Raw genomic sequence first — 25,851 nt, 5'->3', positions numbered from 1 at the left:
CATTAAAGCCGCACCGGCGTCACCAGTGTGCCGTCGGTCAGGAACTGCTGGAGGTTGCGCAGCACCAGCTGTGCCATCGCCTCGCGCGTCTCGTGCGTTCCGCTGCCGATGTGGGGCAGCAGCACGACGGAGTCGAAATCCATCAGCGCGGCCGGCACCTGTGGCTCGGCCTCGAAGACGTCCAGCGCCGCCCCCGCGATGCGGCCCGCGGAGAGCGCTGCGACCAGAGCCTGCTCGTCGACGACGCTGCCGCGGGCCACGTTCACCAGGTAGCCGCGCGGGCCGAGCGCGTCGAGCACCTCCGCCGACACCAGCCCGCGGGTGGCTGCCCCGCCCGGCGTCGTCACGATGACGGCGTCAGCGTCGCGGGCCAGCTCGGCCGGGGTGGCGGCGTAGGCGTACGAGACCCCGGCCACCTGGTTGCGGCTGTGATACGAGATCCGCGCGTCGAAGCCTTCCAGCCGCCGGGCCACGGCCAGGCCGATGCGGCCCAGGCCCAGGATCCCGACCCGCATTCCGGTCACCCGCGTCATCAGCGGGAACCGGCCGCCATCGGCCCACTCACCGCGGCGTACGAACCGGTCGGCGGCCGACAGCCCGCGCACCGCGTCGATCAGGCCGCCGACGGCGATATCGGCGACGCAGTCGGTGAGCACGTCCGGGGTGTTGCTGAGCGCGACCCCGCGGGCCCTGGCCGCGTCGACGTCGGTGGCGTCATAGCCCACCCCGAAGTTGATGATCGCGGCCAGCTTCGGCAGCGCCGCCATCAGTCCGGCGTCCACCCCGGTGCCGCCACTGGTGACGACGACCGTGACGTGCTCGCCCTGCGCGGCCAGGAACTGCGCCGCATCGGGGCCGTCAGGCAGCCGCCGCGCCCCGAGCGTCGTCAGTTCACGCTCGACGGTGGGATGTAGTGGACCGACCTGGAGCACACCGTTCGCCGCCCGTGCCGAGCTCGTCGCCATCACGCCCGCCAGAGTATCGGGCCGCATTCCCTTGATCATCAACCGTTGGCGGCGTCATGGCGCACCCAGCGGTTGATGATCACGGGGGGGTGAGCGGTTGCGGCGGGTCAGTGCTGCACGGAGGCGCGGCGCATGATGTCCTCGATGAACGGCGCCTTGCCCGCCCGGTATGCCGGCCGGTCGTCATGGTGCAGCGCCGCCAGGTCCCGCTTCACCGCCGCGTAGGAGGCGGCGTCGTCGGGGTGGTGGCGCAGGTGGTCACGGAAGGCCAGGCAGTCGCGGCCCAACTGCGACACGTACTCGACGACGTGCAGGTGATGGGTCCGCCACGCCGGGTCGGGATGGCAGAACGACCAGCGCCGCAGCTCGTGGTCGCCGTCCTCCCACACGAAGGTCCAGCCGATGGCCTCCATGGCGGGAATGGCGTCGCGGGCCTGCTCGTAGTCGGCCACCATGGCCATCATGTCGATGATCGGCTTCGCGGGCAGGCCCGGCACGGCCGTGCTGCCGACGTGCTCGACGGCGCCGATCAGCCAGGGCCGCAGCGCCGGCTCGACGGCCTGACGCTGCTGCTCGAAGGACTCGGCCCACGTGTGGTCGTACGGAACGATGGTTATGGGATCGCGGCGCACGGCATCGTGCGCAGCATTGCTTTCGTGCATGGACTCGAGATTAGTCCTCGCCAGCCCCTATCGGCGCGCGAGATACGCAGGATCCGGCCGGAGTTCCGGCTGTGTTCAACCGTACGTACCATCCGGACCGGCGAGCCAGCTCGATGGCGGGTGTCAGGTGGCGGTCTCGGCGGGCTGGAGGTCGGGCACCACCTTGCCGGCACGCTTGACGGTGCGCAGGGCGACGGCGACGTCGGCGTGGAGCAGCCCGGGCAGGTGGCCGATGGTCTCGGAGAGAAAGTCGTAGAGGGCACTGTCGTTGTCGACGGCGATCTCGCCGCACAGGTTCCGGTCTCCGGTGGTCGCGGCGATCATCAGCACGTTGCGGTGCTTGGCGAGCATCTCGCCGGCCAGCCCGATCTTGGTGGGGTTGATGGTCAGCCAGACGAAGGCGTTCACCGTGAGACCCAGGATCTCGGGTTCGACGACGGTACGCATCCGCAGGAAGCCCCTGGACATCAGGGACTCGGCCCGGCGGCGCGCGGTACTCGGCGTGACCTCGCAGCGGTGCGCGAGGTCCTGCCAGCTCATCCGCCCGTCGACGACGAGTTCCCGCATGATCCGCTCGTCGAGCCGGGACATCGGTGAGACCTCGGCCGGTTCGGGCTGCTCGTCCCAGCGGTCGTGCCGCTCGGCCCGCAGCGCGGCGACGACGTCGTCCGGCAGGATGCCGGGGTTCCAGCCGTGCGGCGTGGAGAAGCGCCGGATCACCTGGTTGCTGAAGGTCGACATGACGCCGTCGAACTGCGGCAGCCGGTGCATCATGAGCCGGTAGAGGTGCTCGTTGGACGTGTAGGCGAGTTCGGCCACGCAGTCGACGCTGCCGGTGAGCACCTTGACCGATCCTGTCTCGTCCCACAACGCCAGCGGCCGGGCGAGCTCGTCGGCGGCGCCGGGCGCGCAGCGCAGCCGCACGAAGACCGACCGGGCCCGGTGGCTGAGCTGCGAGTCCAGTGCGCCGACCACCCGGACGGCACCCTGACGGCGCAGCCGGGCGATGCGCCGCGACACCGTGGCCTCGGAGCTGCGCACCGCCTGGCCGATGGTGGCGTTGGTGGCCCGCGGGTGTGCCAGCAGGGCCGCGATGACGAGCCTGTCGAGTTCATCGGCTGTTGCCGATTCCATCAGATCACCCGCCATGCATGTGGGTTTCTTGCATTCTACGCACACTCGTTGACAGGTTGAATCACACGCCGAACCATGGTGCCCCACATTCGCAGGACGTCCGCGCTGCTGCCCAGTGGTCGGCGCGCGACGGTCCGGACCACCCGAGGAGGACTGCTTCATGTGGCGACGGCCTCTGTGCGCCGTGGCGGCGATCGCGCTCGTCGCGGTGGGTTGCTCGAACGACGATGACGGCGACTCCGCCGGCGGCGGCGGGGACGGCAGCATCACCCTGTGGACCGTGTACGACACCGCGGATCGCATCGCGACCATGCAGCCGGTGTTGGAAACCTTCACCGAACAGAGCGGCATCGACGTCGAGCTCGTCGGCGTCAGCGCTCCGGACCTGTCCCAGGCGATGGTGTCCGCGGCCGCCGCGGGCGATCTGCCGGACGTCGTCGTGCACGGCGTCGAGCTGGCCGCCGGCTGGGTCAACGAGGGCATCCTCGATGCTGCCGCCGCCAGCGAACTCATCGACGAGCTGGGCACCGACACGTTCAACGAGAGCGCACTGGATCTCATCCGGGTCGAGGACGCCGAGGGCGAGTACGCCACGGTCCCGTCCGACGGCTGGGGCCAGATGATCTTCTACCGTTCCGACCTGTTCGATGCCGCGGGCCTGGAGGAGCCGAGCACGTACGAGAACGCGCTCGCCGCCGCAGAACAGCTGAACGGCCAGGACGGCACGGCCGGGTTCGCCTTGGGCAGCTCCGGCGGCGACGGCTTCACCATGCAGGTGTTCGAGCACGTCGCCCTGGCCAACGGCTGCCAGCTGGTGGACGACGAGGGCGAGGTCACCCTCGACAGCCCGGAGTGCGTCGAGGCGATCCAGTTCTACGTCGACCTCAACGAGTTCGCGCCGACCGGTGCCGGTGACGTCGACACCACCCGGGCGAACTACCTGGCCGGGCGGGCCGCCATGACGTCGTGGTCGCCGCACTTGCTGGACGAGCTGGCCGGGCTGTTCCCGGACACCCCGCTGACCTGTGCCGAGTGCGCGAACGACCAGCAGTGGTTGGTGGACCGCACCACCATCCTGCCGCTGTTCCAGGGGCCGTCGGGTGACGAGCCGACCCAGTTCGGCCTGACCATCAACCTCGGCATCACCTCGTCCGCCGACACCGAGTCCGCCAAGGAGCTCGTCCGGTACCTGCTCGGCGAGGACGGCTACATGGGCTTCCTGTCCATCTCACCCGAGGGCCGGTTCCCGATGCGCAACGGCCCCGAGGCCGGCGACACCTCGTTCGTCGACGGCTGGCGGGAGCTCGCGGTCGGCAGCGGCTCCGAGACGGTGACCGTCGGCGAGCTGTACGGCGACGAAGCCGTCGAGACCATCGCCACCGGCGCCACCGGCTTCGAGCGGTGGGGCTTCGCGCAGGGCTACGGCGCCCTGGTCACGGCGATGTACGGCGACCTCGAGCTGACGAACATCCTGCGCGACGCCCTCGACGGCACCATCACGGCGGAGGAGGCCGCCGCGCAGATGGACGAGAGCGCCACGCAGCTCGCCTCGGCGCTCGGCTGACGGATGGGCCGAGACGGATCGCGCACGACCCCGCAGGGCGCGGGCGACCCTGCGGGCCGGTCCGGCACGCTGCCGGACGCCGAGCGGACGCCGTCGCCGGCTCCCGGCCAGGAGCCGGCGCGGCCCCGCCGCCGCGGCCTGTCACTGCGGCGTCGCGAGGCCCGCGACGGTCTGGTGCTGGTCAGCCCGACGGTGCTGATCGTCCTGCTGGTCGTCGTCCTGCCGTTCCTCTGGACGATCCTCATGTCGTTCCAGCGGCTGCGGCTGATCGACCTGCAAAACGTCTTCGACATCACGCTGACGCTGCGCAACTTCGAGACCGTCCTGGGCAGTTCGGACCTGTGGGAGATGGTCCGCACCACGCTGATCTACAGCATCGGCGGAACCGTGCTGTCGGTCGGTGCCGGCCTGCTGACGGCGCTGGCGCTGCGGCAGCGGTTCCCCGGCCGCATGATCATCCGAGCGTTCGTGCTCGTGCCGTACGTCATCCCGGTCGTCTCCGCGGCGCTGGTGTGGCGGACGCTGCTCAACCCGCAGTTCGGCCCGGTCAACGTGTTCGGCGTCGACGTGCTCGGCTGGGACCAGCCGATCGGGTTCCTCAGCGAGCGGTTCCATCGCATCGAGCTGTTCGGCATCGGCTTCGACGCGCCGATCGCGCTGATCACCGTCATCGTGTTCGAGGCCTGGAAGACATTTCCGCTGGCGTTCCTGTTCATCCTGGCCCGGTTGCAAGGGCTGCCGCGTGACCTCGAGGAGGCCGCCAGGGTCGACGGCGCCACCCCGCTGCAGCGGTTCCGCTACATCGTGGCGCCGCAGCTGTCCGGTGTCATCGCGCTGCTGGTCCTGTTGCGCTTCATCTGGACGTTCCAGAACTTCAACGACATCTACCTGCTGACCAGGGGCGCTGCCGGCACCGAGGTGGTGTCCGTGCAGGTCTACAACTACCTGATATCGCGCAACGACGTCGGCGGCGCGGCCGCGCTGGGCCTGCTGATGTCGGTCGTCCTGATCATCGCGTTCGCCGTCTACTACCGCTACGGCGTGCTGAAGCAGGAGTCGGAGGTCTAGGTGGTCTCGCGGGAACGGGTCGAGACCCGGGTCATAGGCGTCGCGCGGGTGGTCTGGCTGGCCTTCGTGCTGGTCGCCTGCGTCGTACCGCTGTTCTACATGGTGCTGTTGTCGCTCCAGCCGCTGCAGGCGGTGCTGGCCGACCCGTTGAACGTGGTGCCCAGCCCGAGCGAGGTGAACCTGGCCGCCTACGAGCGGGTGATCGCCTCGCCCGAGGACGGCGGCTACGGGCTGCTGTCGTTCTTCGGCAACTCTCTCATCGTGGCGCTGGGGTCTGTGGTGCTGACGGTGACGCTGTCGGTGCTGGGCGCGTACGCCGCCACGAGGCTGCGCTTCCCCGGCAAGAACACGATCAACACGGCGTTCTTCGCCGTCTACATGTTCCCCGGCATCGTGATGGCGATCCCGCTGTTCGTGCTGTTCTCCCGGCTGGGGCTGCGCGGCGAGCTGCCCGCGCTGATCATCATCTACCTGGCGTCCACGGTCCCGGTGTCGGTGTACATGCTGCGCAACTACTTCCGGTCCATCCCCCAGGGCCTGGAGGACGCGGCCATGGTGGACGGCTGCAACCGCAGCCAGGTGATCCGGCGGATCGTCCTGCCACTGGCGATGCCGTCGATCGCCGCGACGTCGCTGTACGTCTTCATGATTGCGTGGAACGAGTACCTGTTCGCGCTGTTGTTCCTGCTGGAGAGGCGGGACAACTGGACGGTCTCGCTCGGACTGGCACAGCTCGACGACATCAGCGTGTCCACGACGGTGCTGATGGCCGGCTCCGTCCTGCTCACACTGCCGGTGGTCGTGCTGTTCTTCGCCGCCGAGCGGCTGTTGGTCGAGGGCCTGACGGCCGGAGCCGAGAAGGGATGACCATGAGCGACGACCATGACGCGCCGGTGCGTCTGCTGGTGCTGGGTGCCGGGAGCCGGGGCGGCCAGGCCTACGCCGGCTGGTGCCTGGACCACCCCGAAGCGGCGCGGGTGACCGGAATCGCCGACGTCGACGACGAGCGGCTGGGCGCCGTCGGCGACGCGCACGGGGTAGCGCCGGAGCACCGCTACACCGACTGGCGGGCCGCTCTGGCCCAGCCGGGGCCCTGGGACGCCGTGGTGGTCGCCACGCCGGACCGCCTCCACGTCGACCCCACCGTGCGTGCTCTGGAGCTCGGCTACGACGTGCTGTTGGAGAAGCCGATAGCGCCGACGGCGGACGAGCTGGACCGGCTGGTGGCCGCGGCCAAGGACCACCCGGGCGCCATCACCGTCTCGCACGTCATGCGGTACACGCCGTTCTTCAAGACGCTGCGCCGGTTACTGCAGGAAGGCCACATCGGCGAGCTACAGGGCGTGGAACACGCGGAGAACATCGCCTACTGGCACTTCGCGCACAGCTACGTGCGCGGCAACTGGCACCGTACGGAGCAGTCCAGCCCGATGCTGCTGGCCAAGGCCTGTCACGACCTCGACATCCTGCGCTGGCTGGTCGACTCGCCGTACGCCGCGGTCTCGTCGTTCGGCGACCGTCGGCACTTCCGTCTCGAGAACGCTCCGGCGGGCTCCACGGAGCGGTGCATCGACGGCTGCGCGGTCGCCGACAGCTGCCCCTACAACGCCGAGCGGTTCTACGTCGAGCAACTCGCCGGGGTCGAGACCTGGCCGATCTCCGTCATCACCAACGACCCGTCGCCGGCCGGCCGGATGCGGGCGATGCGCGAGACCGACTACGGTCGCTGCGTCTATCGCATGGACAACGACGTCGTCGACCACCAGACGACATCGCTGCGGTTCGCCAACGGCGTGACGGCGTCGCTGGTCGTGTCCGCGTTCACGAGCCAGAACACGCGGGTCATCACGCTCATGGGCAGCCACGGCGAGATCAGGTCCGACCTGGAGACCGGTCGTATCGAGGTCGTCCGCTTCCGGGACTCGACGCCGGACGTGGCGGGTCTGCCGGCCAGCGGCGCGGTCGGCTTCGTGGAACAGGTCCCCGAGGACCGTGGCGGGCACTCCGGCGGCGACGCCGGACTGATGGCCGACTTCGCCGAGCGGACTCGGCAGCGGCTGGCCGGCCTGCCGGTCGAGGCCGCGCCCAGCGCGTTCGAGGAGAGCCTCGAGAGCCACTGGGTGGCGTTCGCCGCGGAACGTTCCCGGCAGAACGGCACCATCGAGTACCTGTGACCAGCGCTCCCGCCGACGAGCGGCCGAACCTGCTGCTGATCACCACCGATCAGCAGCGCCGCGACACCCTCGGACCGGGTGCGCCGCCCTTCCTGCGCACGCCGCACCTGGATCAGCTGGCCCACGAAGGTGCCCGGTTCGACGCCGCCTACGCGCCCACCCCGGTGTGTGTGCCGGCCCGGGTGTCGCTGTTGACCGGTCAGTCGAGCCTGCGGCACGGCATGATCCACAACGGTGCCACCAGCGCCGTGCTGCCGCCGGGGGCGCCGACCCTGCCGGCTCGCCTCGCGGCCCTGGGCTACGCGACCGTCGGCATCGGCAAGATGCACTTCAGCCCACCACGGGCGCACCACGGCTTCGAGGAGCTGATCCTCCCCGACGACTACTACCGGCACGCCAGCCGGACGGCGGTCGCGGCCATGCGGCACGGGTTGGGACAGAACGAGCTGTACCCCGGCATGGCCACCGTCGCGGAGGCGGAGACGCTGACGTCGTGGCTGTCCGAGCAGGCCGTCGAGCACATCCGGCACCGGCGCGACCCGACCCGGCCGATGTTCCTGTGGCTGTCCTACTCCAAGCCGCACCCGCCGCTGGACCCGCCGGAGCCGTACTACTCGATGTACCGTTCGGCGCCGATCCCGGAGCCCGTGGTGGGGAACTGGGCCGGCGACGATGCCCCGGCGGCGTTCCGGCGGCAACGCCACCGCGGTTCGTTCGACCTGCTCGACGCGGACACCATCCGGGCCGCACGGGCCGCCTACTACGGGCTGATCACCCAGATCGACTACAACCTGGGCCGGGTGCTCGCCGCGTTGCAGGACATCGGTGAGCTCGGCCGGACCATGATCGTGTTCACGTCCGACCACGGTGAGTTCCTCGGCGACCACGGCACCGGCAACAAGGTGTTCTTCCACGAAGCATCCGCCGGGGTTCCGCTGATCGTCCGACCCCCGGCCGGTGCGGCCACCTTCCCGGCCGGCACCGTCGTGCACACCCCGGTCACGCTGGCGGACGTACTGCCGACCTTCGTCCGAGCCGCCGGCGGCAGCGTCGGTGCCGACGTCGACGGGTCGGACCTGGTGTCCCTTGCGGCCGCGCCGCCGGCGTCTCGGCTGGTGGTGGGCATTGCCGGCGGCGACGGCGGACCGCCCGGCCTGCCGTACTACATCGCCGTCACCGACGGGCGGCACAAGTACATCTGGTACCCCGAGGGGCCGGCGGAGCAGCTGTTCGACCTCTCTGTCGATCCGGGGGAGCGGCACGACCTGGCTGGGGCGGCGGACCTGGGAGCCTGGCGGGAACGGCTGGTCCGGGCTGTCCGCGACGGGGGCGGTGAGCGCTACCTCGTCGACGGCGAACTCCCCGCCGTACCCCCGATGGGCGACACCCCCGCCGAGCAGCGCGCCACCGCCTGGCCGGGCTACCACACCGACGCGTTCCACCTGGACGTCCGGCACTGACGCCGCCACCGGCGGCTGCACAGTCACGACGCCGACAGCAGCTGCCGGGTCAGGTCACTCCGGGGGCGTCCTCGCACCGGACGGCCTGCATCGCGTCCAGGACCGCACGGTGGGCGTCGTCGACCGGGACGACGGCCGGGATCGGCTCGGCATCGCCCAGCCGGACCCACGCAGTGAACCCGTACGGCCGCTTGGCGTCTCCGATGGCGTGGCCGCCGCAGCGCATCACGTCGAAACGGACCAGCCGCTGCGTCGGATCAGTGGTGACCGGATCGGGAACCATGGTGAACAGCACGCTGCCGCGGGCGTCGTGGAGGGCGACCCGTTCGGCCGAGCCGTCGATCCGGGTGACGCTGAGCAGCCCGCTGACCGTACCGTCCGGCCCGGTCTCCAGCGGGCCGAGAGTCAGCTCGACCGCCGCATCGAGGATCTCCGCGCCGCAGTCGGTACGCAGCAACCGGTCGAGCGTGCCGTTCGGGTGCGGGAGCTCCATCTCCAGCTCGTGCTCGCTGCCGTCGGCGGCCTCGACGACCAGGGCGACCGTGGCCGGGCCGGTGGTCGAGTCCACGCCGTCCGGGCAACGCGCGGGCCCGTACTCGAGCTGCAGGTCACGCGGGGTGGCGCCCGGCGGGATGGTGGAGTCGAAGGGTTGCGGCCCCGTGGCTTCGAACGAGTCGCTGAGCAGTTCGGCCGCCGTGATGCGTACGTCCTGGGTGCCGTGGTTCGTGACCGCGATGACCACGAGCCCCGGACGGTTGAACGACCGGCGGATCTCCGCGGTGGCGGTGAGCTCCGGCGCCTCGGCGCGGGCCGTCGGGGAGCCGCCGCCGGACGGCTGGTCGTCACCGGTGCGCGCGAGCGCGACGGCGCCTCCGGCGAGCACGACCACCCCCAGCGCTGCGCCCAACCCGATCCGCCACCGTCGCATCCCCCGATTGTCACCCGCGGCGTCCGTCCTGGGCCACCCCCGGCCAGGCGTCTTACCGCTTCACCAGGCAAGCATTCGTGGTGACGCGGGTGTACCCATGCCGAACGTGATCATTTCCGTCGGGTCAGGGGAGCGGGACCGGCAGGGCGCGGCCGTCGAGAGCGGCGAGGGCGATCAGGACGGTGGCGCCGGTCAGTCCTAGGGGCGCGACGGCGGCCGGCCTGCCGGCGGCGGTCACCTTTTCCGGGAGCGCGCCGAGCCGGCTGCGGCGCAGGTCCAGCCAGCTCAGCAGCCGGTGGGCGAGCGCGGCGTCACCGATGGACGCGGCGGTCATGGCGTGCAGGGACATCTGCGGGGTCCATGCGGTCTCGAGGTCGGTCCATTCCTCGCCGGGTCGGACGCCGCCGTTGGCCACCGTGGTGTCGGCGACGGCGGCCCGCCAGGCCTGCTCGACCTCGGCGTCGTGGGGCGCGAACGGCGGCAGGAGGAAGGCGATCGAGGCGTCCCGGCCGCCGCTCCCGCTGATGCGCCGGGCATAGCCGTGTGCGCCGAACCCGCTGCGGACGGCGTCGGCGAGCCGGGTCGCGGCGTCCGCGGCCCGCTCGCTCAGGACACCGTCCTCGCTCAGGACACCGTCCTCGCTCAAGCCGACGCCGGTGCCATCGCTGCCAAGCCGGCGCAGCAGGTCGCGGCCGCTCCGCAGGCCCAGCAACAGCGGCGCCGCCGAGCCGAGCACCGCCTCCTCGACGTCCATCTCCCAGAAGTCCTGCGACGCCTTGGGCAGTGCCGTCCGCGGGTCCAGGGCGTCGAGCGCGGCCGTGACCGCGGCGCGGATCATCGGCGCGAGCTCGGCCAGCCGCTCCCGGCCCGATGGCGTGCCGCCCGCCGACGACGCCAGCACCCACGACGCCCACAGCGTCCAGCCGATTCCGTCCAGTTGCAGGCCGCGGTCGTCGGGGACGGCGCGGGTGCCGTCGGGCAGGTAACGCGCCTGCCAGGTGCCGTCGCTCTCCTGCATCGCGGCGACGTAGCTGAGCTGTGAGAACGCCAGGTCCGGCTGGCCGGCCAGGACGAGGGCCGCCGCCATGTACCCGGCGTCGCGGGGCCATACGTATCGCCAGTACGGGCTCCCGGCGGCGACCACGGCGCCGTTCGGGAACGTCAGGACACCGATGTCGACGAGTGCGTGCTCGGCCATCGCGGCGTACGGGGTGCCGCGCCCTGGGAGCTCGGCGGCCGCGAGCGCGGCCCGGGCCGCGTCGACGTCGTCGGAGGTCGGGACGGCGGCTCCGGGAAGCTCGCCGGACGACGGATCGAGGTACCCCGTCCCCGGTAGCCGACGCAGGCCGGAGTGTGGCGGCACCACGAGCGGCCCACCGTCGGCGCCGATGACGACGCCGTCGGAGTAGAGGCGGGTTTCGGGGCTCCACGCGGTGCCTCGGGTTCCGAGGGTGACGGTCACGGCCGGCCTCCAGGTGCGTAGGTGACGGTCGAGAAGTCGTAGCGATCGCCGCGGTAGAGGGACTTGCCGTGTTCGATGCGGCGTCCGTGCTGGTCGTAGCCCTGCTGCGTGACGTAGAGCGCGGCGGTGCGCGGTGGGACGCCGAGCAGTCCGGCGGTATCGGCGTCGAGGTTGACGGCGCTGATGCGGCGGTCGTGCCGGCTGACCCGGATGCCGTAGCGGTCGGCCAGTTCCTGGTAGAGCGAGCCGTCGAGCGGCCGGTCGATCAGCCCGGGCACCAACGCGGCCGGCAACTGGACCAGCTCGACGCTGAGCGGGACGTCGTCGGCCAGCCGGACCCGGCGTATCTCGTAGTAGTCCGCGCCCGGTTCGATGCCGAGGTCGTGGGCGACGGCGGTGTCGGCCACGGCCCGCCGCCGTTCCAGGACCCGGGAACCGGCTGTCCACCCACGCGCCGCGACGTCCTGCGTGAACGAGGTGAGAACCGGAGCCTTGGACAGGTGCGGTGCCGCGACGAAGGTGCCGACCCCGGGCGCGGACCGGAGCAGCCCGTCGTCCTCCAGCAGCTTGAGCGCGGACCGGACGGTGGCCCGGGACACGCTGAACAGCTCGGCGAGACTGCGCTCGGACGGCAGCACGTCGGTGGGTTGCATGGTGGCGATGAACTGCTGCTCGATCAGGGCGCGCACCTCGAGCGGCTTCACCGACGGCCGGGCCATGGGGCACCTCCCTCAAGCAGACCAGTGGTTCTCTTATCGGAGGCACACTAGCGACCCCGGCGGCGCGGTGCCAGACCGCAGACGGCCTGCCCCTGCACGTGGAAACGCGCCGCGGCCCGGGATTCGCTCCCGGGCCGCGGCGCGTCGATTCGTCCGACGCGAACGGCTCACGCCGTCGCGACGTCACCCCCGGCGACCGGGCGCTCCTTGGTAACGGCCGGAGCCGCCGCCGGAGCACTCGCCGGCGCCGCCGGAGCGGCCGACACCCGAGCCAGCACGTCGTCCGGGACCTCGTCGGCCCCGATCTCGTAGCCGGACTCGCCGTGGTGGACGCGGTCGACGCCGACGATCTCGTGGTCGTCGTCGACACGGAAGCCGACCGTCCTCTGCAGCACCACGCCGATGACGTAGGTGACCACGAACGAGTAGATCAGCACCGCGCCGGCACCGACGATCTGGCGCCAGAGCTGGTCCAGGCCGCCGCCGAAGAAGAGGCCGTCCACGCCCGCCGGAGCGTCCGCCGTGGCCAGGAAGCCGATGGCGACGGTACCGACCAGGCCACCCACCAGGTGCACCGCGACGACATCGAGCGAGTCGTCGTAGCGCAGCCGGAACTTCAGGTCGACAACCAGCGAGCAGATGGCACCGGCCACGACACCGAGGACCAGAGAGCCCACGGGGTTCAGCGCGGAGCACGCCGGGGTGATGGCGACCAGACCGGTCACCACGCCGGACGCGGCACCCAGCGACGTCGCGTGACCGTCACGGACCTTCTCGACGATGATCCAGGCGAGCATGGCCGCACCCGTCGCGGCGACGGTGTTGACCAGGGCCACCGCCGCCACACCGTTGGCGCCCACGGCCGAGCCGGCGTTGAAGCCGAACCAGCCGAACCACAGCAGCCCGGCGCCGAGCATGACCAGCGGCAGGTTGTGCGGACGATGCGCGCCCTTGGCGAAGTCGCGGCGCCGGCCGAGCACGAGCGCCAGCGCCAGGCCGGCGGCACCGGCATTGATGTGGACCGCGGTACCACCGGCGAAGTCGATGGCGCCGAGCCGGTCGCCGATCCAGCCGCCGTCGCCGTCGGCGAACGCGAAAACCCAGTGCGCGACGGGGAAGTACACGATCGTGCCCCAGATCGTCGCGAACAGCAGCCAGGTCCAGAACTTCGCCCGGTCGGCGATGGAGCCGGACACCAGCGCGACGGTGATGACGGCGAACATGCCTTGGAAACCGACGAAGAGCATCGTCGGGATCGTGCCGGACAATGCCTCGGGGTCCATCAGCCCGGAGAGGCCGAAGAACTCGCCCGGGTTGCCCAAGAGGCCGCCGCCGAGGTCTTCACCGAAGGCGATCGAGTAGCCGTAGAGAACCCACAGCACGCTGATGACACCGAGCGCGCCGAAGCTCATCATCATCATGTTGATGACGCTCTTGGCGCGGACCATACCGCCGTAGAACAGCGCGAGGCCCGGAGTCATGAGCATGACAAGTGCCGTGGACACGAGTATCCAGGCGGTATCTCCGGTATCCATGGAGTGCCGTCCCTCCCATCCCGAGAACGGCGCCGACCCGCGGTTCACGTGGGTGACCGCGTACCGGGCCTGCCGTCTGCGTGCCGCGTCATTGCGACATCCGAACGCCGACAGCGTGGGCCGCTGGAGTTTCGTGAGACGGCGCAGGCGGTTACAAGGTGGTGTCGTGACCGCTGTTATGTGTCGCCGTTGTTAATCGCCGGAGGATTGCCGGCGAACAGCGTCCACCTCGGGAGATGACTCACGTTCTCGAACGCGCTGACGCGATCATGGGTTCCCGCGCCGCCGATTCTGCGGCAGGGTGGTGCCCGGGTGGCTGGCCTCGATGGGGAGGTTGTCGTGATCAAGAGCACGATGATGGACGTTCCGCTGCAGGTGCGACGGCTGCTGGAACACGGCGCCACCATCCACGGTGGCAGCCGGGTCGTCACCGCCGCCGACGGCGGACCGCACGAGGTCACGTTCGCCGAGATCGCCGCCGGGGCGGCCCGGCTGGCCGGCGCGCTGACGTCGTTGGGCGTCGGGCCGGGCGACCGGGTGGCGACGTTCATGTGGAACAACGCCCGCCACGTCGAGGCGTACTTCGCGGTTCCGGCCATGGGTGCCGTGGTGCACCCGCTGAACATCCGGCTGTTCCCCGAGCAGATCGCGTTCATCGCCAACCATGCCGCCGACCGCGTCGTCATCGTCGACGGGTCACTGCTGCCGGGGTTCGCGAAGCTGCTGCCGTCGTTGAAGACGGTGCGGCACGTCGTCGTCGCCGGCCCGGGCGACCACGCGGTACTGGAGGGCTCGGGCGTCGGCGTCCACGACTACGACCGCCTGCTCGCCGGCCAGGCCGCCCACTTCGACTGGCCAGACGTGGACGAGACCTCCGCGGCCGCCATGTGTTACACGTCCGGCACCACCGGCCATCCGAAGGGTGTCGTCTACAGTCACCGCTCCATCTACCTGCACGCGCTGGCCGAGGCGTTGCCGGACGCGTTCGACCTGTCCGCGCACGACCTGCTGCTCGCTGTCGTCCCGCAGTTCCACGTGCTCGCGTGGGGTCTGCCGTACGCCGCGTTCGTCACCGGGACGTCGCTGGCCATGCCCGACCGTTTTCTCGCGCCGGAGCCGCTGGCGGCGTTCATCGAGGCGGCCCGGCCGAACAGGGGCGCCGGGGTCCCGACGGTGTGGGGTGGCCTGCTGCGGCACCTGGAGGCGAACCCCGAGGTGGACGTGTCGTCACTGACGCACCTGGTCGTGGGCGGGTCGGCCATGTCCGAGGCACTGATGTCCGTTTACGACGCCCGGGGCATCACCCTGCTGCACGCATGGGGCATGACGGAGACCAGCCCGCTGGGGACGTTCTCCCGGCCGCCGGCCGGAGCCGACGACGACGCCGTCGCCGGGTACCGGCTCACGCAGGGCCGCTTCGCCGCACCGGTCGAGGCGCGGCTAGTCGGACCGGACGGCGAGCTCGTCGAGTGGGACGGTGAGTCCGTCGGCGAGCTCGAGGTCCGCGGACCGTGGATCACCGGCTCGTACCATGACGGGCGCGGCCGCGACGGTTCCGGCTCCGGGCCGGACGACACAGCCGACGAGGACCGCTTCGACGAGGGCTGGCTGCGCACTGGCGATGTCGGCTCCATCACTCCCGACGGGTACCTCCGGCTCACCGACCGCACCAAGGACGTCATCAAGTCCGGCGGAGAGTGGATCAGCTCCGTCGAGCTGGAGGGCCACCTCGCCGGGCACCCGGCGGTCGCCGAGGCCGCCGTCGTCGGCGTACCGGACGAGCAGTGGGGCGAGCGGCCGCTGGCCGCCGTCGTCCTCGAGGAGGGCCAGCACGCCGACGTCGACGACCTACGCGAGTTCCTGGCCGGACGAGTGGCGAAGTGGCAACTGCCGGAACGCTGGACGATCGTGCCGGAGATCCCCAAGACCAGCGTGGGCAAGTTCGACAAGAAGATCATTCGCGCTGCATACGCACACGACGACCTCAACGTCACTACGCTCAGCTGAATGCCGGTCGAGTTCATCGGAGCCAACCCGTGCGCCACGCTCATGCGCGGCGACGCGCGCGCCGGCCTGGTGTCGCTGTGGGAAGCCGAGTGGAGCGTCCAGGGCACCGGGCTCGCCGTGCTGGCCTGGGTGGACGGTGACGAGGAGATCCGCCTGCTCACTCCGGACCCCGTGCTCGGCGGCTGGCTGGCCGACACGTTCAGCCGGTACTTCCCGGAACTCGACGGCCTCCCCGAGATCGCCGAGCCGGTCGACTGCGACGTCGTCGAATGGCACATCGGTGCGGAGAACGCCCGGGCGAAGGTCGTCGGCGCCGACGGCTCCCGGGTGATCGCCACCATCAGCCGCCCGGTCGAGACCCGCCCCGGCGAGGCGGTGGCATGGCAGCTGGGCGGGGTGCCGTGGACGCTGACGAATCTGCTGACGTTCTGCACCGACGCGACGCTCGAGGTCGACGGCGCCCGGGTGCTCGGCCGGCCGGAGGTCACCGGCAACGGCGGCCGCGCCCACTCGACCGCCGTCATCGCCACGCACGAGACGTGGACGCGGAACGCGCCGCCGCCGTCGCCGCCGTCAGGACCGGAGTCGGCGGCCACCGCCGAATGACCGCGGCCGCGGCGGCCCCCAACCCTAGGCGTTCTCCCGCTTCACCATGCCTGCATGCGTGGTGGGGCGGGAGCAGCCATGGTGGACGTGATCATTTCCGTCAGGCCTGTTCGGCGATGCGCTTGATGGCGGCCAGGCGGGTCTCCCACGCGGCAGCCAGGGCGCTCATCCGCTGGGCGGCCTCCTCCAGCCGCTCGGGCCGGGCCCGGTAGAGCACCTCGCGGCCCACCCGCCGGCCGGTGACCAGGCCGGCGCCGTCGAGCACGGTGAGGTGCTTGACGATCGCCTGCCGGGTCACCGGAACGGCCTGCGCGAGGGTGCTGGCGCTGGCTTCGCCACGGTCGGCCAATAGATCGAGCAGCTGCCGCCGGGTGGGCTCGGCCAGCGCCGACAGGACGGCGTCGAGGTCGGCCTGCTTCATGCGGGAGTCCTCAGACGCTGACGGATTCGGCGTACGCGCGCAGCTCGTCGAGCTCGGCGCGCCAGCCCTGGGTGTTCTCCTGGACGTGACGGTCGCGGCGCTCGGCGTCGACGGCCAGCTCGGCGAAGCCGCTCTCGACGACGCGCAGCCGGGTGCCGTCGCCCTCGGGTGCGAGCGTGAAGACCACGACGGTGGAGTTGCCCTGCTCGACACGGCTCCCGTGGTCGAGCGCCCAGCGGAAGGCGAATGTGTGCGGCGGTTCGACGGTCTCGACCCGGCCGTGGGCAACCCCGTGCTCCCGCCAGGTCAGCGTCAGCTCGCCGCCCGGCCGCAGGTCGATCTCGGCGCTGGAGTCGGCGAACCAGGTGCCCAGGTGCTCGGCCTGGGTGACGACGTCCCAGACGCGCTGCGGCGGGGCGGCGATGACGATCTCGCGCTCGATGCTGTTGGTGGTCATGAGCTTCCTCCGATTCGATGAACGAGCCTATCTGCAACTCCAGGGTTGCACAATGTTCCGCTGATGCGCAACCCCTGGGTTGCAGTTGGCGTTTCGGCTAGCGTGGCCGGTATGACCGTGCTGATCGACGTCGACGAGTTGCGCGAGCGGCTCGCGTCCGGCCGCCGGACCGTCCTACTCGACGTCCGGTGGAAGCTCGGCGACACGGACGGCCACCGCCACTACCTGGCCGGACATCTGCCCGGCGCCGTCTATGTCGACCTCGAGACCGAGCTCGCCGCACCGGCCACCCCGGCGGACGGACGGCACCCGCTGCCCTCCGCCGACACCCTGCGAGCCGCCGCCCGCCGCTGGGGCATCCGGGCAGGTGATCTCGTGGTCGCGTACGACGACGTCGGCGGCACGTCCGCGGCCCGGGCCTGGTGGCTGCTTCGCTGGGGCGGCAGCGACGACGTCCGGCTACTGGACGGTGGCCTGGGCGCATGGACCGCCGCCGGCGGCGAGCTGGACACCGGCGAGGTCACACCAGAGCCGGGCGACGTCGAGCTGCGGCCCGGAGCTCTGCCCGTCGCCGGCATCGACGACGTTCCCGTGCTGGCCGCCGACGGTGTGCTGCTCGACGCCCGCGCGGCGGAACGGTACCGGGGCGAGGTCGAGCCCGTCGACCCGCGGGCCGGGCACATCCCGGGCGCGTTGAGCGCACCGACCATCGACAACCTCGACCCCACGGGGCGCTTCCGCGCCCCCGGCGACCTGCGGGCACGCTTCGCGGCCCTCGGTGCCGACGCCGGCCGCCCGGTCGGCGTCTACTGCGGCTCCGGCGTCACGGCCGCGCACGAGGTCGCGGCGCTGGCCGTGGCCGGCATCGACGCCGTGCTCTACCCCGGCTCCTGGTCGCAGTGGTCGGCCGACCCGGACCGGCCGGCCGCCACCGGCCCGGAACCCGGCGACCCCGGACCTACAGTGCGGCCGTGATGGCCGGCAGCCGCTCGCGCAGCGCGGCCAGCTCCGTGCGGGTGCGGGCCGGCTCACCGATGCGCGCCAGGTTCAGCAGCCCGGGGTCGCCGCGCCGCTGACCGGCCTCGATGCTGTCGACTGCGCGTCCTATCCGGCGCTCGACGTGCGCCAGGATCGCCGCCGGGGCGATGTCGCCGTACGCGTCGGCCATCAGCCCCAGCCGCGCGGCGACGACGTCCGGCGGCAGCTCGCGATGCAACGGAAGCGACTTCCAGGCCATGAACGCGAGGTCGTCGACCGGCAGGCCGGGGCCGGCCATGTCCCAGTCGATCACCCCGACCAGGTCGTCGCCGTCCACGATCCAGTTGTAGGCGCCCGGATCGTTGTGGCAGACGATCTCGCCGTCGGCCAGCGCCCGCGTGCCGTGCCGCCACCGCACCTCCCCGGCCGGGCGGAACGAGCGGACGGCGTCGTGGAAACGGCGCAGCCACCGCACCCCGTTCGTCAGCAACGCGTCGCTGACGTGGTCGGTGTCGGCGCCGATGCTGCGGCCGGGCAGGAAAGTGAGGATCTCGCGGCCCTGCTCGTCGATGCCCAGCACGGTCGGGATCGAGTCGAGGCCGGCGCGGCGCAGATGGTTGAGCAACGCATGGACGGCGGGCGTCCAGGGTCCCGTCGGGCGCCGCACCGTGTCACCGACCCGGCGGGCGCCGCCGACGTTGCCGCCCGGCAGCGGCGTCTCGGCCGAACCGGCGGCCGGTTCGCGCATCTCGCTCATCGGCTGAGGTTAGATCAGGGCTGGCCGGACGTGGCACACTTGCCATGCCTGGAGGGCTGCCGGAGTGGCCGAACGGGGAACTCTTGAAAAGTTCTAGGGCGGGGCCCTCTCCGTCCTCATGGGTTCGAATCCCATGCCCTCCGCTCTATCGCCACCGGGGCGTGTCAGCTCCCGGCGGCGATCCGCACTGGGCGTCAACCATGTCCGAAGTGTCGAAGACGACCCATTCTGGCAGGTCAGGTGGGGTACAGCTTCGCCGAATCCGCTGACGCGGCCGCAGCTGGTCGGGCATGCTTGAAGAAGATCACGCGCCGCGTTCCCAGCGGCGCACCGACCAGGCGAGGAGCACGATGAGCGCACAGGTGGCCATCGTCTGCGATCAATGCGGCGACCTGGGTACCGTGGGTTCCACCCCGGAGCGGGCGCGGTCCGTCCTGAGCGGCTGGAGCCGCTGGCATGGCCAGGACCTCTGCCCGCTGTGCCGGTTCATCGCGCAGAACCGCGCCCGCCTGGCCGCCGCCGGCTGACCTGCCCCGCCGTGCCACACTGGACGGCGTGACACGCACGGTCTACGGCCCACCCGTTCAGCTGGCGGTCCGCGGCGTCGGAGTCGGCGCCGTCGGCCTGGGCCTCGTCACCATCGCACTGACACTCGTGCTCGCCGCCGAGCTCACCGGCTGGCCGCGCACCGCGCTGCTCGTGCTGCTCGCCCTCGCCGCCCTGGTCGCCTTGGTCATCCTGCTGGCCGGGGTCGCGCGCGTGCTCGGCCGAGGCACCCGGCTCGTGCTCGACGACGACGGCTTCGTCAACGCGACCGGGTTCGGCGTACGCGCCGAACGCGTTCCGTGGCGCGACGTGCGCAAGGTCCAGACCGACGGCGACATCGTCTCCGTCGACCTCGCCCAGGGCCGGCAGAGCCTGATTCGGACGTCGGCCATCGACGTCGAGCCACGCGTTCTCGCCCGCGAGCTGCGCGGACGGCTCAACCGCGACCGCGGCTACCGGCCGCTGAGCGGGCCCGAGAATCCGCACTGACGCACCGCGTCCGGTGTGCGCCGGACGAAGGTGGGCACACTGGAACCAATGCGTCGTTGTCTCGTTCTGCTCGCTTTTCTGACTCTTCTCCCGGCCGCGTGCTCCTCGGGGACGGAGTCGACTGACGCCTCGGCGCCCACCGGCTCGGCGGCGCCGGGCGGGTCGCTGCCGTCGTCGAGCCCCAGCCCACCAACGGCGTCCAGCCCGACACCGTCACCCTCGCCGTCGCCGTCGCCGGAACCGGACGGCAGCGGGGCGATCCTGCCCGAGCACCGGCTGGTCGGTTTCGCCGGCGGCCGGTCGGCCTCGTTCGGACGGCTGTTCGCCGACGACCTGGAGGCCGCGGCGGCCCAGCTGGACGGCGTCGCCGCGCAGTACGTGCCGGACGGGCGCCGTCCGTTGCCGGTGTTCGAGTTGATCACGGTCATCGCGCACGGGTCGCCGGCCACGGACGGGCTGTACCGGACCCACGAGCCGGACGCGGTCATCGAGCGCTATCTCGCCGCCGCCCGCCAGCACGGCGCGATGCTGCTGCTGAACATCCAGCCGGGCCGGGCCGACTTCCTCGACGAGGTCACCAGGCTGGAGCGCTGGCTGCTCGAACCCGACGTCGGGGTGGCGCTGGACCCGGAATGGGCGGTCGGACCGGACCAGGTGCCCGGTGACGTCTACGGCAGCACCACCGGTGCGGAGCTGGACGGGGTGGCGGCCTACCTGGCCGGGCTCGTCCGCGACCACGACCTGCCGGAGAAGGTCATGGTCTTCCACCAGGTGCACGCGTCGGTGGTCCAGGACGAGGCGGCGCTGCGCCCGCACGACGGCGTCGTCCCCATCAAGAGCGTGGACGGCATCGGTGACCGCGGCAGCAAGGAGGAGACCTGGCGGACGCTTATGCGCACCAAGCCACCGCACGTCGCGGCCGGGTTCAAGCTGTTCTTCGAAGAGGACGCCGAACAGGGACCGTTGATGACGCCCGCGCAGGTCCTCGCGCTGTCACCAGCGCCGGACTACGTCATGTACGAGTGAGCCGTCAGCTGACCGGTCAGCACACCGCTCCGGCGTCGACCGGCTGGTCGGCCGGCTCGTCGGACTCTTCCTCGTCGGTGGGCTCGTCGGCCGGGGCTTCCTCGGTCCCGTCCTCCTCGGCGTCACCGGAGGTCTGCTGGACCTGCGCCTCGGCGGCGTTGCTGCGCTCGCCGGTCTGGGCGTTCGCATCGTCCTGGTCGGCGGCCTCGGTGGTGTCCTCGGGCTCGCCGGCGGGGGTCTCCGTAGAGGTCCCGGCGTCGGGCTCCGTCGACAGGATCTCAGCGATCCGTGCGTGCAGCTCGTCGTAGTCCGGGTTCGCCGACGTGGTGCCCATGCTGTCGAAGAACTTGTTGTCCAGCGTCAGGCTCTCCAGCGGCTGCCCCTGCACCTTCGCCATGAGCTGGATGAGGGCCGGGAACAGATCCGAGGGCACGTCAGACGTGATGATGTCGCCCGCGGCGCTGGCCAGGCTCTGGTACTGGCTGAGCAGCGTGGCCGGGTCGGCCTCGTCGACGATGGCGTTCATGACGCAGCGCTGCCGCTCCATGCGGTCGTAGTCGTCGCTGCCGCAGCGCGACCGGGCGAACCAGAGGGCGTGGAACCCGTCGAGGAGTTGGTCCTCGCCGGCCTCGATGTACCCGTTGGCCTGGGTGCACGAACCGTCGGGAAGGCTCTTGTTGCCGTACGGGATGTCGCGTGGGACGTCGACGGTGATACCGCCGAGCGCGTCGACCACCGCTTCGAACCCGGCGAGGTCGACCATCATGAAGTAGTCGATGTCGATGCCGAGCGCGCCTTCGACGGCCCACTTGTTCGCGTCGGCGCCCGGGTCGCCCACCCCTTCGAACACGTCGGCATTGTCGCGCGGCACGTTCTGGTAGACGGCGTTGAGCATCCACTCACCGGCGTCGCCGCCGCCGGTGAAACCGTCGGGGTACCGCTCGACCAGCGGGCTGTCCTCGGGGAACGGGAATCCCTGCAGGTTGCGCGGCAAGGAGATCATGGTGGTGGCGCCGGTCTCGGTGTCGATGCTGGCCACGATCTGGGTGTCCGGACGCAGGCCGGTGCGGCCGTCACCGGCGTCGCCGCCGAGGAACAGCACGTTGAGCCGGGGCTTGTTGGCCCACGGGTCCGAGGTGTCGAGGTCCGGAGTGGTGTTGCTGGCACCGCTCGACGAGATGTTGCCGATGAGCGTGCGCTGCGTGAACGCGTACATGGACCCGACGGCCATCGGCGCGACGATGACCGACGCGGCCACGATGACGACACCCGCACCCGCAAGTCGCTTCCCGGTCGGCAGCCCTTCGGGCTCCAGTGCACGGTGCGTGCCGAGAGCGATGAGCAGCCACGCGACGGCGGCGACAGCGAGTGTTCCGCCGAGCATGAACATGATGTCGCGGTCACCGCCGTACGAGGCCAGCTCCGTCGGTGGGATGAGCAGCACGACCGCCAGCGTGGCGAGCAGCGCCAGACCGACGAGGACGACTATGGTCGTGCCGAGCCGGCGCTTCCCGGCGGCGATGAGACCCGTCCCGGGGATGAGTGATCCGAGGAAGGTCAGTCCGATGAACCGTCCGTAACGCTGGTTGCGGGCCTGCCGCCGCGACTGGAGCCGGGCCCGGCGGGCACCCGAAGGGCGGCGATCGGACGGTCTGCGCCGGACGTCGTTCACGTGCCCTCCACCCCTCCTCGCTCGCATGATCCGCCGGTGCCAGGATAATCACACCTTGCACCCGCGACGTGGGCTGTCTGTGTTAGATGACGCCCGAGTAGCCCGAGAAGTTGCGTTCGTGACCACCGTCACTGTGCGAGCATCGCGCGCACCTGGTCGTCGGTGACTTGCGCGAAGTCGCGATACCAGGCGCCGACGGCGGCGAACTGGCCGGGTAGGCGCAGCACGATTACGGCGTCCACCAACTCCGCGAGGTCGTCGATCGCCTCCCTAGCGCCCACGGGCACCGCCATCAGGACACGTTCTGGCGGAGGCTGCTGAGCGGCCACCAACGCGGCGGCTGCCCGGGCGGTCGCGCCGGTCGCGATGCCGTCGTCGACCAGCACCACTGTCCGCCCCGCCAGGCGCAGCGGCTGGCGTTCGCCGGCGCCGGTGCCATGTGGCCGCAGCCGCCGCTCCCGGTCGCGCGCCTCGTCCTCGGCCCGCCGGAAAGCCGACTCCAACTCGTCCGCCGAGAGCCGCGCGTGCGTGATGACGTCGTCGTTGCGGACCCGTTGACCGGCCGCCGTCACCGCACCGAGCGCCAACTCAGGCTGCCACGGCACACCGACCTTCCGCACGACGAGCACGTCCAACTCGCCACCCAGCTCCTGCGCCACCGGTGCCGCGACCGCGACTCCACCCCGCGGCAACCCCAGGACCAGCACATCCATCGGCCGGCCCAGCTGCTCGCGGACGGCGGCAGCCAGCTCCTCGCCGGCTTCGCGGCGGTTGCGCCATGCTTCTTCGGAAGGCATCACACCCCCTGACTTTGCCGCCTCCAGCCGCGGAAGGGTAGCCTTGCGTCGCCCGTTGTTCTCTCGGGCAAGGAGGCGTCGCCTAGTCCGGTCTATGGCGCCCGCCTGCTAAGCGGGTTGAGGGCTCAAACCCTCTCGCGGGTTCAAATCCCGCCGCCTCCGCCCCACCAGCACCAACACCGAGGGCCGGTCCACACCAGGACCGGCCCGACGTGCGTCCGGTCTCAGTTCTGGTCTCAGTTGGCATCGTCCCCTCCGGTTGATCTTGGAGTAATGGCGGAAACCCAGGGCGAAATGTCCGATAGATTCCGCTGTTACTCCAAGATCAACGGGAGATCGGCGGACGAACCGGCCCAGAGCAGCGGGACACGGCGGCTACTCGCCGGTCTGTCCGTCCACGGCTTCGCGGATGAGGTCGGCGTGGCCGTTGTGGCGTGCGTACTCCTCGACCATGTGGCAGAGGATCCACCGCAGGCTCGGGGCCCGGCCGTCGGACCAAGTGCGGGCCGCCGGGCGGTCCAGTCCGCCGTCGGCGATGGCGTCGGCGGCCAGGGTGCGGGAGAGGTCGACGGCGCCCTGCCAGATGGCGAACAGCTCCTCGCCGGTGTGGTCGGCGGCGGTACGCCAATCCCAGTCGCGGTCGGAGGCCCAGTCGACCGCGTCCCACGGCGGCTGCCGGTCGCGGCCGTGCAGCCAGTAGGCGAACCAGTCGTTCTCGACGAACGCCATGTGCTTGAGCAGGCCGCCGAGCGTCATCGACGAGGAGCCGACGGTGGCCCGCAGGCCGTCCTCGTCCACTCCGGAACACTTCCAGGCCAGCGTGGCGCGCTGGAAGTCGAGGAAGCCCAGCAAGGTGCCGGCCTCGTCCGCCGCGAGGGGTGGTTCCGGCCGGCCCTGTTCGTCGAGGTCCGTCATGCGCGGCAGTCTAGGCAGCGCCGGCACGGTCCGGCGCCCAGGCCGAATGCCGGGGTTGTTACTGTTGCGGCGGCTTTGACGTGCTGACGAGAGGTTCCGCCGGTGCCCACTCCGTTCAAGCAGCTCCGTCCTGCGGCCGCGGTGGCCGCCGTCGTCGCGCTCGGCGCCGTCCTGGCCGGCTGTGGCGGCGACGACGACCCGCAGGCTCTGGCCACGACCACCCCTGCGGCGACCGCCGAAGCACCGGCCACGCCCACCGCCGACCCCGCGGCGCCGACCGAGACACCGGCCACGACAGCACCGGCCGACCCGGTGCCGCCGCACACCGCCGAGCAGCCGCCGGCCGCCGAGCAGGAACAGCCGCCCGCGGGCGAGACCGCACCGGACCCCGACCCCGCACCGCCGGTCGAACCGCCCGCCGCGGAGACCGACCCCGAGCCGGAAACCGACCCGGGCACCGAACCCGACCCAGGCACCGATGGTGCGCCGGACGGGTCCGCGGCCCAGGTGTGCACACTCGGCGCCCAGGCCATCACCGGCCTGCTGGGCGCGAGCGCCACCCCGGTGGCCGACGAGGCAGACCCGGGCATCTGTTACTGGACCGGCGAGGGCGGCCAGGAACTCATCGTGAGCGTTTCCACCTACGACGACTGGGTGCCCGCCGGCGCCGTACCGGGCACCCCGCCGACAGCGGTCTCCGGTCTCGGCGACGAGGCCTGGGCATCATTGGGAGCGTCGTCCAACCTGCAGGTTGCATGGCGTCGGGCGAGCATCTCCGCCAGCATCAGCGCCAGCCTGGCCAGCGGCGGCACGGCGCTGCCCGACATCGCCCGCACCATCGACGCCGCGCTGCAGGCCTCGGGTTCGTAGGAGGGGCCGGCCGGGCCGGTTCGGCGCTCAGCTGATGACGTACTCGTCGCCGACGACGTCCTGCAGTTCCGTCTTCGACGTCCCCGGTTCCGCGCCGGCGATGTGCCAGCGGTGACCGAAGGGGTCGACCAGCCAGCCGCCGCGACCATGTGCCGCGGCCTCGACCGGACGCTCGACGGTGGCGCCGGCGGCCACCGCCCGGTCGAAGAACGCGTCGACATCCTCGACCTCGAGTACCAGCGAGACCGGCGTACGCCCGATCGTGGTGGGGCTGTAGACACCACCGTCGGGCCATTCGTCGGCGATCATGACGCGGGCGCCGTCGACCACGAATTCGGCGTGCCCGATGGCGCCCGTGGCGGGGTCGGTCCAGCGGACGGTCTCTTCGGCGCCGAAGGCGCGGGTGTAGAAGTCCAGCGCCGCGGCGGCGTCCATGGCGCAGAGATACGGCGTGAGAGTGGCCATGAGGTTCTCCTTCCGGCACGTCTCCCGACCCGTCCACGGTAGACCCGCGCCAGGACGACGCTTCGGGCGAACGCGCTCACGCCGGGTGGCGGCCCGAGGTCCACGGCGCGCAGCACGGGCAGGAGATGAACCCTGCCCTGACCGGGCTGACGGAGCCGCGCGTCCGGGCTCGAG

At 71.3% G+C, this 25,851-nt stretch carries 26 protein-coding genes and 2 tRNA genes; 14 read left to right on the top strand and 14 right to left on the bottom strand.

Going from position 1 to position 25,851, the window contains the following annotated elements; all coding sequences use genetic code 11:
* Positions 1–2 precede the first annotated feature (2 nt).
* From JIAGA_RS0100590 to JIAGA_RS34165, 3 genes are all read right to left on the bottom strand, one after another.
* Positions 3–965, bottom strand: a complete 963-nt coding sequence (locus JIAGA_RS0100590) for a 2-hydroxyacid dehydrogenase (protein WP_026874175.1) — start codon at positions 963–965, stop codon at positions 3–5.
* A 107-nt stretch (positions 966–1,072) separates the two neighbouring features.
* Positions 1,073–1,627 (bottom strand): GrpB family protein, encoded by a 555-nt coding sequence (locus JIAGA_RS0100585; protein WP_211239453.1) that lies wholly within the window; start codon positions 1,625–1,627, stop codon positions 1,073–1,075.
* A 123-nt stretch (positions 1,628–1,750) separates the two neighbouring features.
* A complete protein-coding gene (locus tag JIAGA_RS34165) occupies positions 1,751–2,761 on the bottom strand; it encodes an Lrp/AsnC family transcriptional regulator (RefSeq protein ID WP_169738786.1) in 1,011 nt (336 codons plus the stop codon).
* 160 nt (positions 2,762–2,921) lie between these two features.
* Between JIAGA_RS34165 and JIAGA_RS26605 the strand changes: the two genes are divergently transcribed.
* The 5 genes from JIAGA_RS26605 to JIAGA_RS26600 are packed head-to-tail and all read left to right on the top strand — an operon-like array spanning position 2,922 to position 9,027.
* Positions 2,922–4,325 carry an ABC transporter substrate-binding protein gene (locus tag JIAGA_RS26605; protein ID WP_084469371.1) on the top strand — a complete coding sequence of 468 codons (1,404 nt, stop codon included), beginning with the start codon at positions 2,922–2,924 and terminating at the stop codon, positions 4,323–4,325.
* A gap of 3 nt (positions 4,326–4,328) precedes the next feature.
* The gene (locus JIAGA_RS0100570; protein ID WP_084469370.1) at positions 4,329–5,393 is read left to right on the top strand and encodes a carbohydrate ABC transporter permease; all 1,065 of its coding nucleotides are present in this window, start codon (positions 4,329–4,331) and stop codon (positions 5,391–5,393) included.
* Positions 5,394–6,260 (top strand): carbohydrate ABC transporter permease, encoded by an 867-nt coding sequence (locus JIAGA_RS0100565; protein ID WP_026874171.1) that lies wholly within the window; start codon positions 5,394–5,396, stop codon positions 6,258–6,260.
* A 2-nt stretch (positions 6,261–6,262) separates the two neighbouring features.
* Positions 6,263–7,567 (top strand): Gfo/Idh/MocA family protein, encoded by a 1,305-nt coding sequence (locus tag JIAGA_RS0100560; RefSeq protein ID WP_026874170.1) that lies wholly within the window; start codon positions 6,263–6,265, stop codon positions 7,565–7,567.
* Entirely contained in the window at positions 7,564–9,027 is a 1,464-nt protein-coding gene (locus JIAGA_RS26600) for a sulfatase-like hydrolase/transferase (RefSeq protein ID WP_051425506.1), read from the top strand. The genes JIAGA_RS0100560 and JIAGA_RS26600 overlap by 4 nt, the downstream gene beginning before the upstream one ends.
* A 49-nt stretch (positions 9,028–9,076) precedes the next feature.
* On the opposite strand, the gene JIAGA_RS0100550 is transcribed toward JIAGA_RS26600, so the two are convergent.
* The 4 genes from JIAGA_RS0100550 to JIAGA_RS0100535 form a co-directional block, all read right to left on the bottom strand.
* On the bottom strand, positions 9,077–9,955 hold the full coding sequence (locus tag JIAGA_RS0100550) for a hypothetical protein (protein ID WP_026874169.1): 879 nt from the start codon (positions 9,953–9,955) through the stop codon (positions 9,077–9,079).
* Between the two features lie 124 nt (positions 9,956–10,079).
* Entirely contained in the window at positions 10,080–11,417 is a 1,338-nt protein-coding gene (locus JIAGA_RS0100545; protein WP_026874168.1) for a glycoside hydrolase family 15 protein, read from the bottom strand.
* On the bottom strand, positions 11,414–12,136 hold the full coding sequence (locus JIAGA_RS0100540) for a GntR family transcriptional regulator (protein ID WP_026874167.1): 723 nt from the start codon (positions 12,134–12,136) through the stop codon (positions 11,414–11,416). The genes JIAGA_RS0100545 and JIAGA_RS0100540 overlap by 4 nt, the downstream gene beginning before the upstream one ends.
* A gap of 167 nt (positions 12,137–12,303) precedes the next feature.
* Positions 12,304–13,671 carry an ammonium transporter gene (locus JIAGA_RS0100535; protein ID WP_026874166.1) on the bottom strand — a complete coding sequence of 456 codons (1,368 nt, stop codon included), beginning with the start codon at positions 13,669–13,671 and terminating at the stop codon, positions 12,304–12,306.
* Positions 13,672–14,013: 342 nt separating this feature from the next.
* On the opposite strand from JIAGA_RS0100535, the gene JIAGA_RS0100530 reads away from it, so the two are divergent.
* Both JIAGA_RS0100530 and JIAGA_RS0100525 read left to right on the top strand, forming a co-directional pair.
* Positions 14,014–15,678, top strand: coding sequence for a long-chain-fatty-acid--CoA ligase (locus JIAGA_RS0100530; protein WP_026874165.1), 1,665 nt, complete (start codon positions 14,014–14,016; stop codon positions 15,676–15,678).
* Entirely contained in the window at positions 15,679–16,284 is a 606-nt protein-coding gene (locus JIAGA_RS0100525) for a hypothetical protein (protein ID WP_026874164.1), read from the top strand.
* A 100-nt stretch (positions 16,285–16,384) separates the two neighbouring features.
* Here JIAGA_RS0100525 and JIAGA_RS0100520 read toward each other — a convergent pair whose 3' ends face one another.
* Together JIAGA_RS0100520 and JIAGA_RS0100515 are read right to left on the bottom strand one after the other, a co-directional pair.
* Positions 16,385–16,705, bottom strand: a complete 321-nt coding sequence (locus JIAGA_RS0100520) for an ArsR/SmtB family transcription factor (protein ID WP_026874163.1) — start codon at positions 16,703–16,705, stop codon at positions 16,385–16,387.
* Between the two features lie 10 nt (positions 16,706–16,715).
* Positions 16,716–17,162 (bottom strand): SRPBCC family protein, encoded by a 447-nt coding sequence (locus tag JIAGA_RS0100515; protein ID WP_026874162.1) that lies wholly within the window; start codon positions 17,160–17,162, stop codon positions 16,716–16,718.
* 111 nt (positions 17,163–17,273) lie between these two features.
* Here JIAGA_RS0100515 and JIAGA_RS0100510 point away from each other — a divergent pair, with 111 nt between their 5' ends.
* The gene (locus JIAGA_RS0100510) at positions 17,274–18,137 is read left to right on the top strand and encodes a sulfurtransferase (RefSeq protein WP_084469369.1); all 864 of its coding nucleotides are present in this window, start codon (positions 17,274–17,276) and stop codon (positions 18,135–18,137) included.
* Here JIAGA_RS0100510 and JIAGA_RS0100505 read toward each other — a convergent pair.
* Positions 18,121–18,897 (bottom strand): phosphotransferase, encoded by a 777-nt coding sequence (locus tag JIAGA_RS0100505; protein WP_026874160.1) that lies wholly within the window; start codon positions 18,895–18,897, stop codon positions 18,121–18,123. The genes JIAGA_RS0100510 and JIAGA_RS0100505 overlap by 17 nt on opposite strands.
* Before the next feature lie 50 nt (positions 18,898–18,947).
* On the opposite strand from JIAGA_RS0100505, the gene JIAGA_RS34160 reads away from it, so the two are divergent.
* The 4 genes from JIAGA_RS34160 to JIAGA_RS0100490 all read left to right on the top strand — a co-directional run bounded on the left by JIAGA_RS34160 (position 18,948) and on the right by JIAGA_RS0100490 (position 20,958).
* A tRNA-Ser gene (locus JIAGA_RS34160) sits at positions 18,948–19,040 on the top strand.
* Between the two features lie 207 nt (positions 19,041–19,247).
* Positions 19,248–19,424 carry a hypothetical protein gene (locus JIAGA_RS34155; RefSeq protein WP_157552467.1) on the top strand — a complete coding sequence of 59 codons (177 nt, stop codon included), beginning with the start codon at positions 19,248–19,250 and terminating at the stop codon, positions 19,422–19,424.
* A gap of 28 nt (positions 19,425–19,452) precedes the next feature.
* Entirely contained in the window at positions 19,453–19,932 is a 480-nt protein-coding gene (locus JIAGA_RS0100495; RefSeq protein ID WP_026874159.1) for a hypothetical protein, read from the top strand.
* A gap of 48 nt (positions 19,933–19,980) precedes the next feature.
* Positions 19,981–20,958 (top strand): hypothetical protein, encoded by a 978-nt coding sequence (locus JIAGA_RS0100490; protein ID WP_084469368.1) that lies wholly within the window; start codon positions 19,981–19,983, stop codon positions 20,956–20,958.
* Between the two features lie 16 nt (positions 20,959–20,974).
* Here JIAGA_RS0100490 and JIAGA_RS26595 read toward each other — a convergent pair whose 3' ends face one another.
* Positions 20,975–22,630 (bottom strand): LCP family protein, encoded by a 1,656-nt coding sequence (locus JIAGA_RS26595; RefSeq protein WP_051425505.1) that lies wholly within the window; start codon positions 22,628–22,630, stop codon positions 20,975–20,977.
* Positions 22,631–22,758: 128 nt separating this feature from the next.
* Positions 22,759–23,427, bottom strand: a complete 669-nt coding sequence (locus tag JIAGA_RS0100480; RefSeq protein ID WP_035811911.1) for a phosphoribosyltransferase — start codon at positions 23,425–23,427, stop codon at positions 22,759–22,761.
* A gap of 71 nt (positions 23,428–23,498) precedes the next feature.
* Between JIAGA_RS0100480 and JIAGA_RS0100475 the strand changes: the two genes are divergently transcribed.
* A tRNA-Ser gene (locus JIAGA_RS0100475) sits at positions 23,499–23,589 on the top strand.
* 213 nt (positions 23,590–23,802) lie between these two features.
* On the opposite strand, the gene JIAGA_RS0100470 is transcribed toward JIAGA_RS0100475, so the two are convergent.
* Positions 23,803–24,342, bottom strand: coding sequence for a DinB family protein (locus JIAGA_RS0100470; protein ID WP_026874156.1), 540 nt, complete (start codon positions 24,340–24,342; stop codon positions 23,803–23,805).
* A 102-nt stretch (positions 24,343–24,444) separates the two neighbouring features.
* Between JIAGA_RS0100470 and JIAGA_RS32620 the strand changes: the two genes are divergently transcribed.
* Complete coding sequence (locus tag JIAGA_RS32620) at positions 24,445–25,212, top strand: hypothetical protein (protein ID WP_026874155.1); 768 nt, start codon at positions 24,445–24,447, stop codon at positions 25,210–25,212.
* Positions 25,213–25,239: 27 nt separating this feature from the next.
* Here JIAGA_RS32620 and JIAGA_RS26585 read toward each other — a convergent pair whose 3' ends face one another.
* On the bottom strand, positions 25,240–25,677 hold the full coding sequence (locus JIAGA_RS26585; protein ID WP_035811908.1) for a VOC family protein: 438 nt from the start codon (positions 25,675–25,677) through the stop codon (positions 25,240–25,242).
* Positions 25,678–25,851: the final 174 nt, after the last annotated feature.

The organism is Jiangella gansuensis DSM 44835 (assembly GCF_000515395.1).
In the GTDB taxonomy this organism is placed as follows: Bacteria; Actinomycetota; Actinomycetes; order Jiangellales; family Jiangellaceae; genus Jiangella; species Jiangella gansuensis.
Note: the sequence above shows the minus strand (reverse complement) of the source record. Positions and strands in the feature narration are given on the sequence as shown.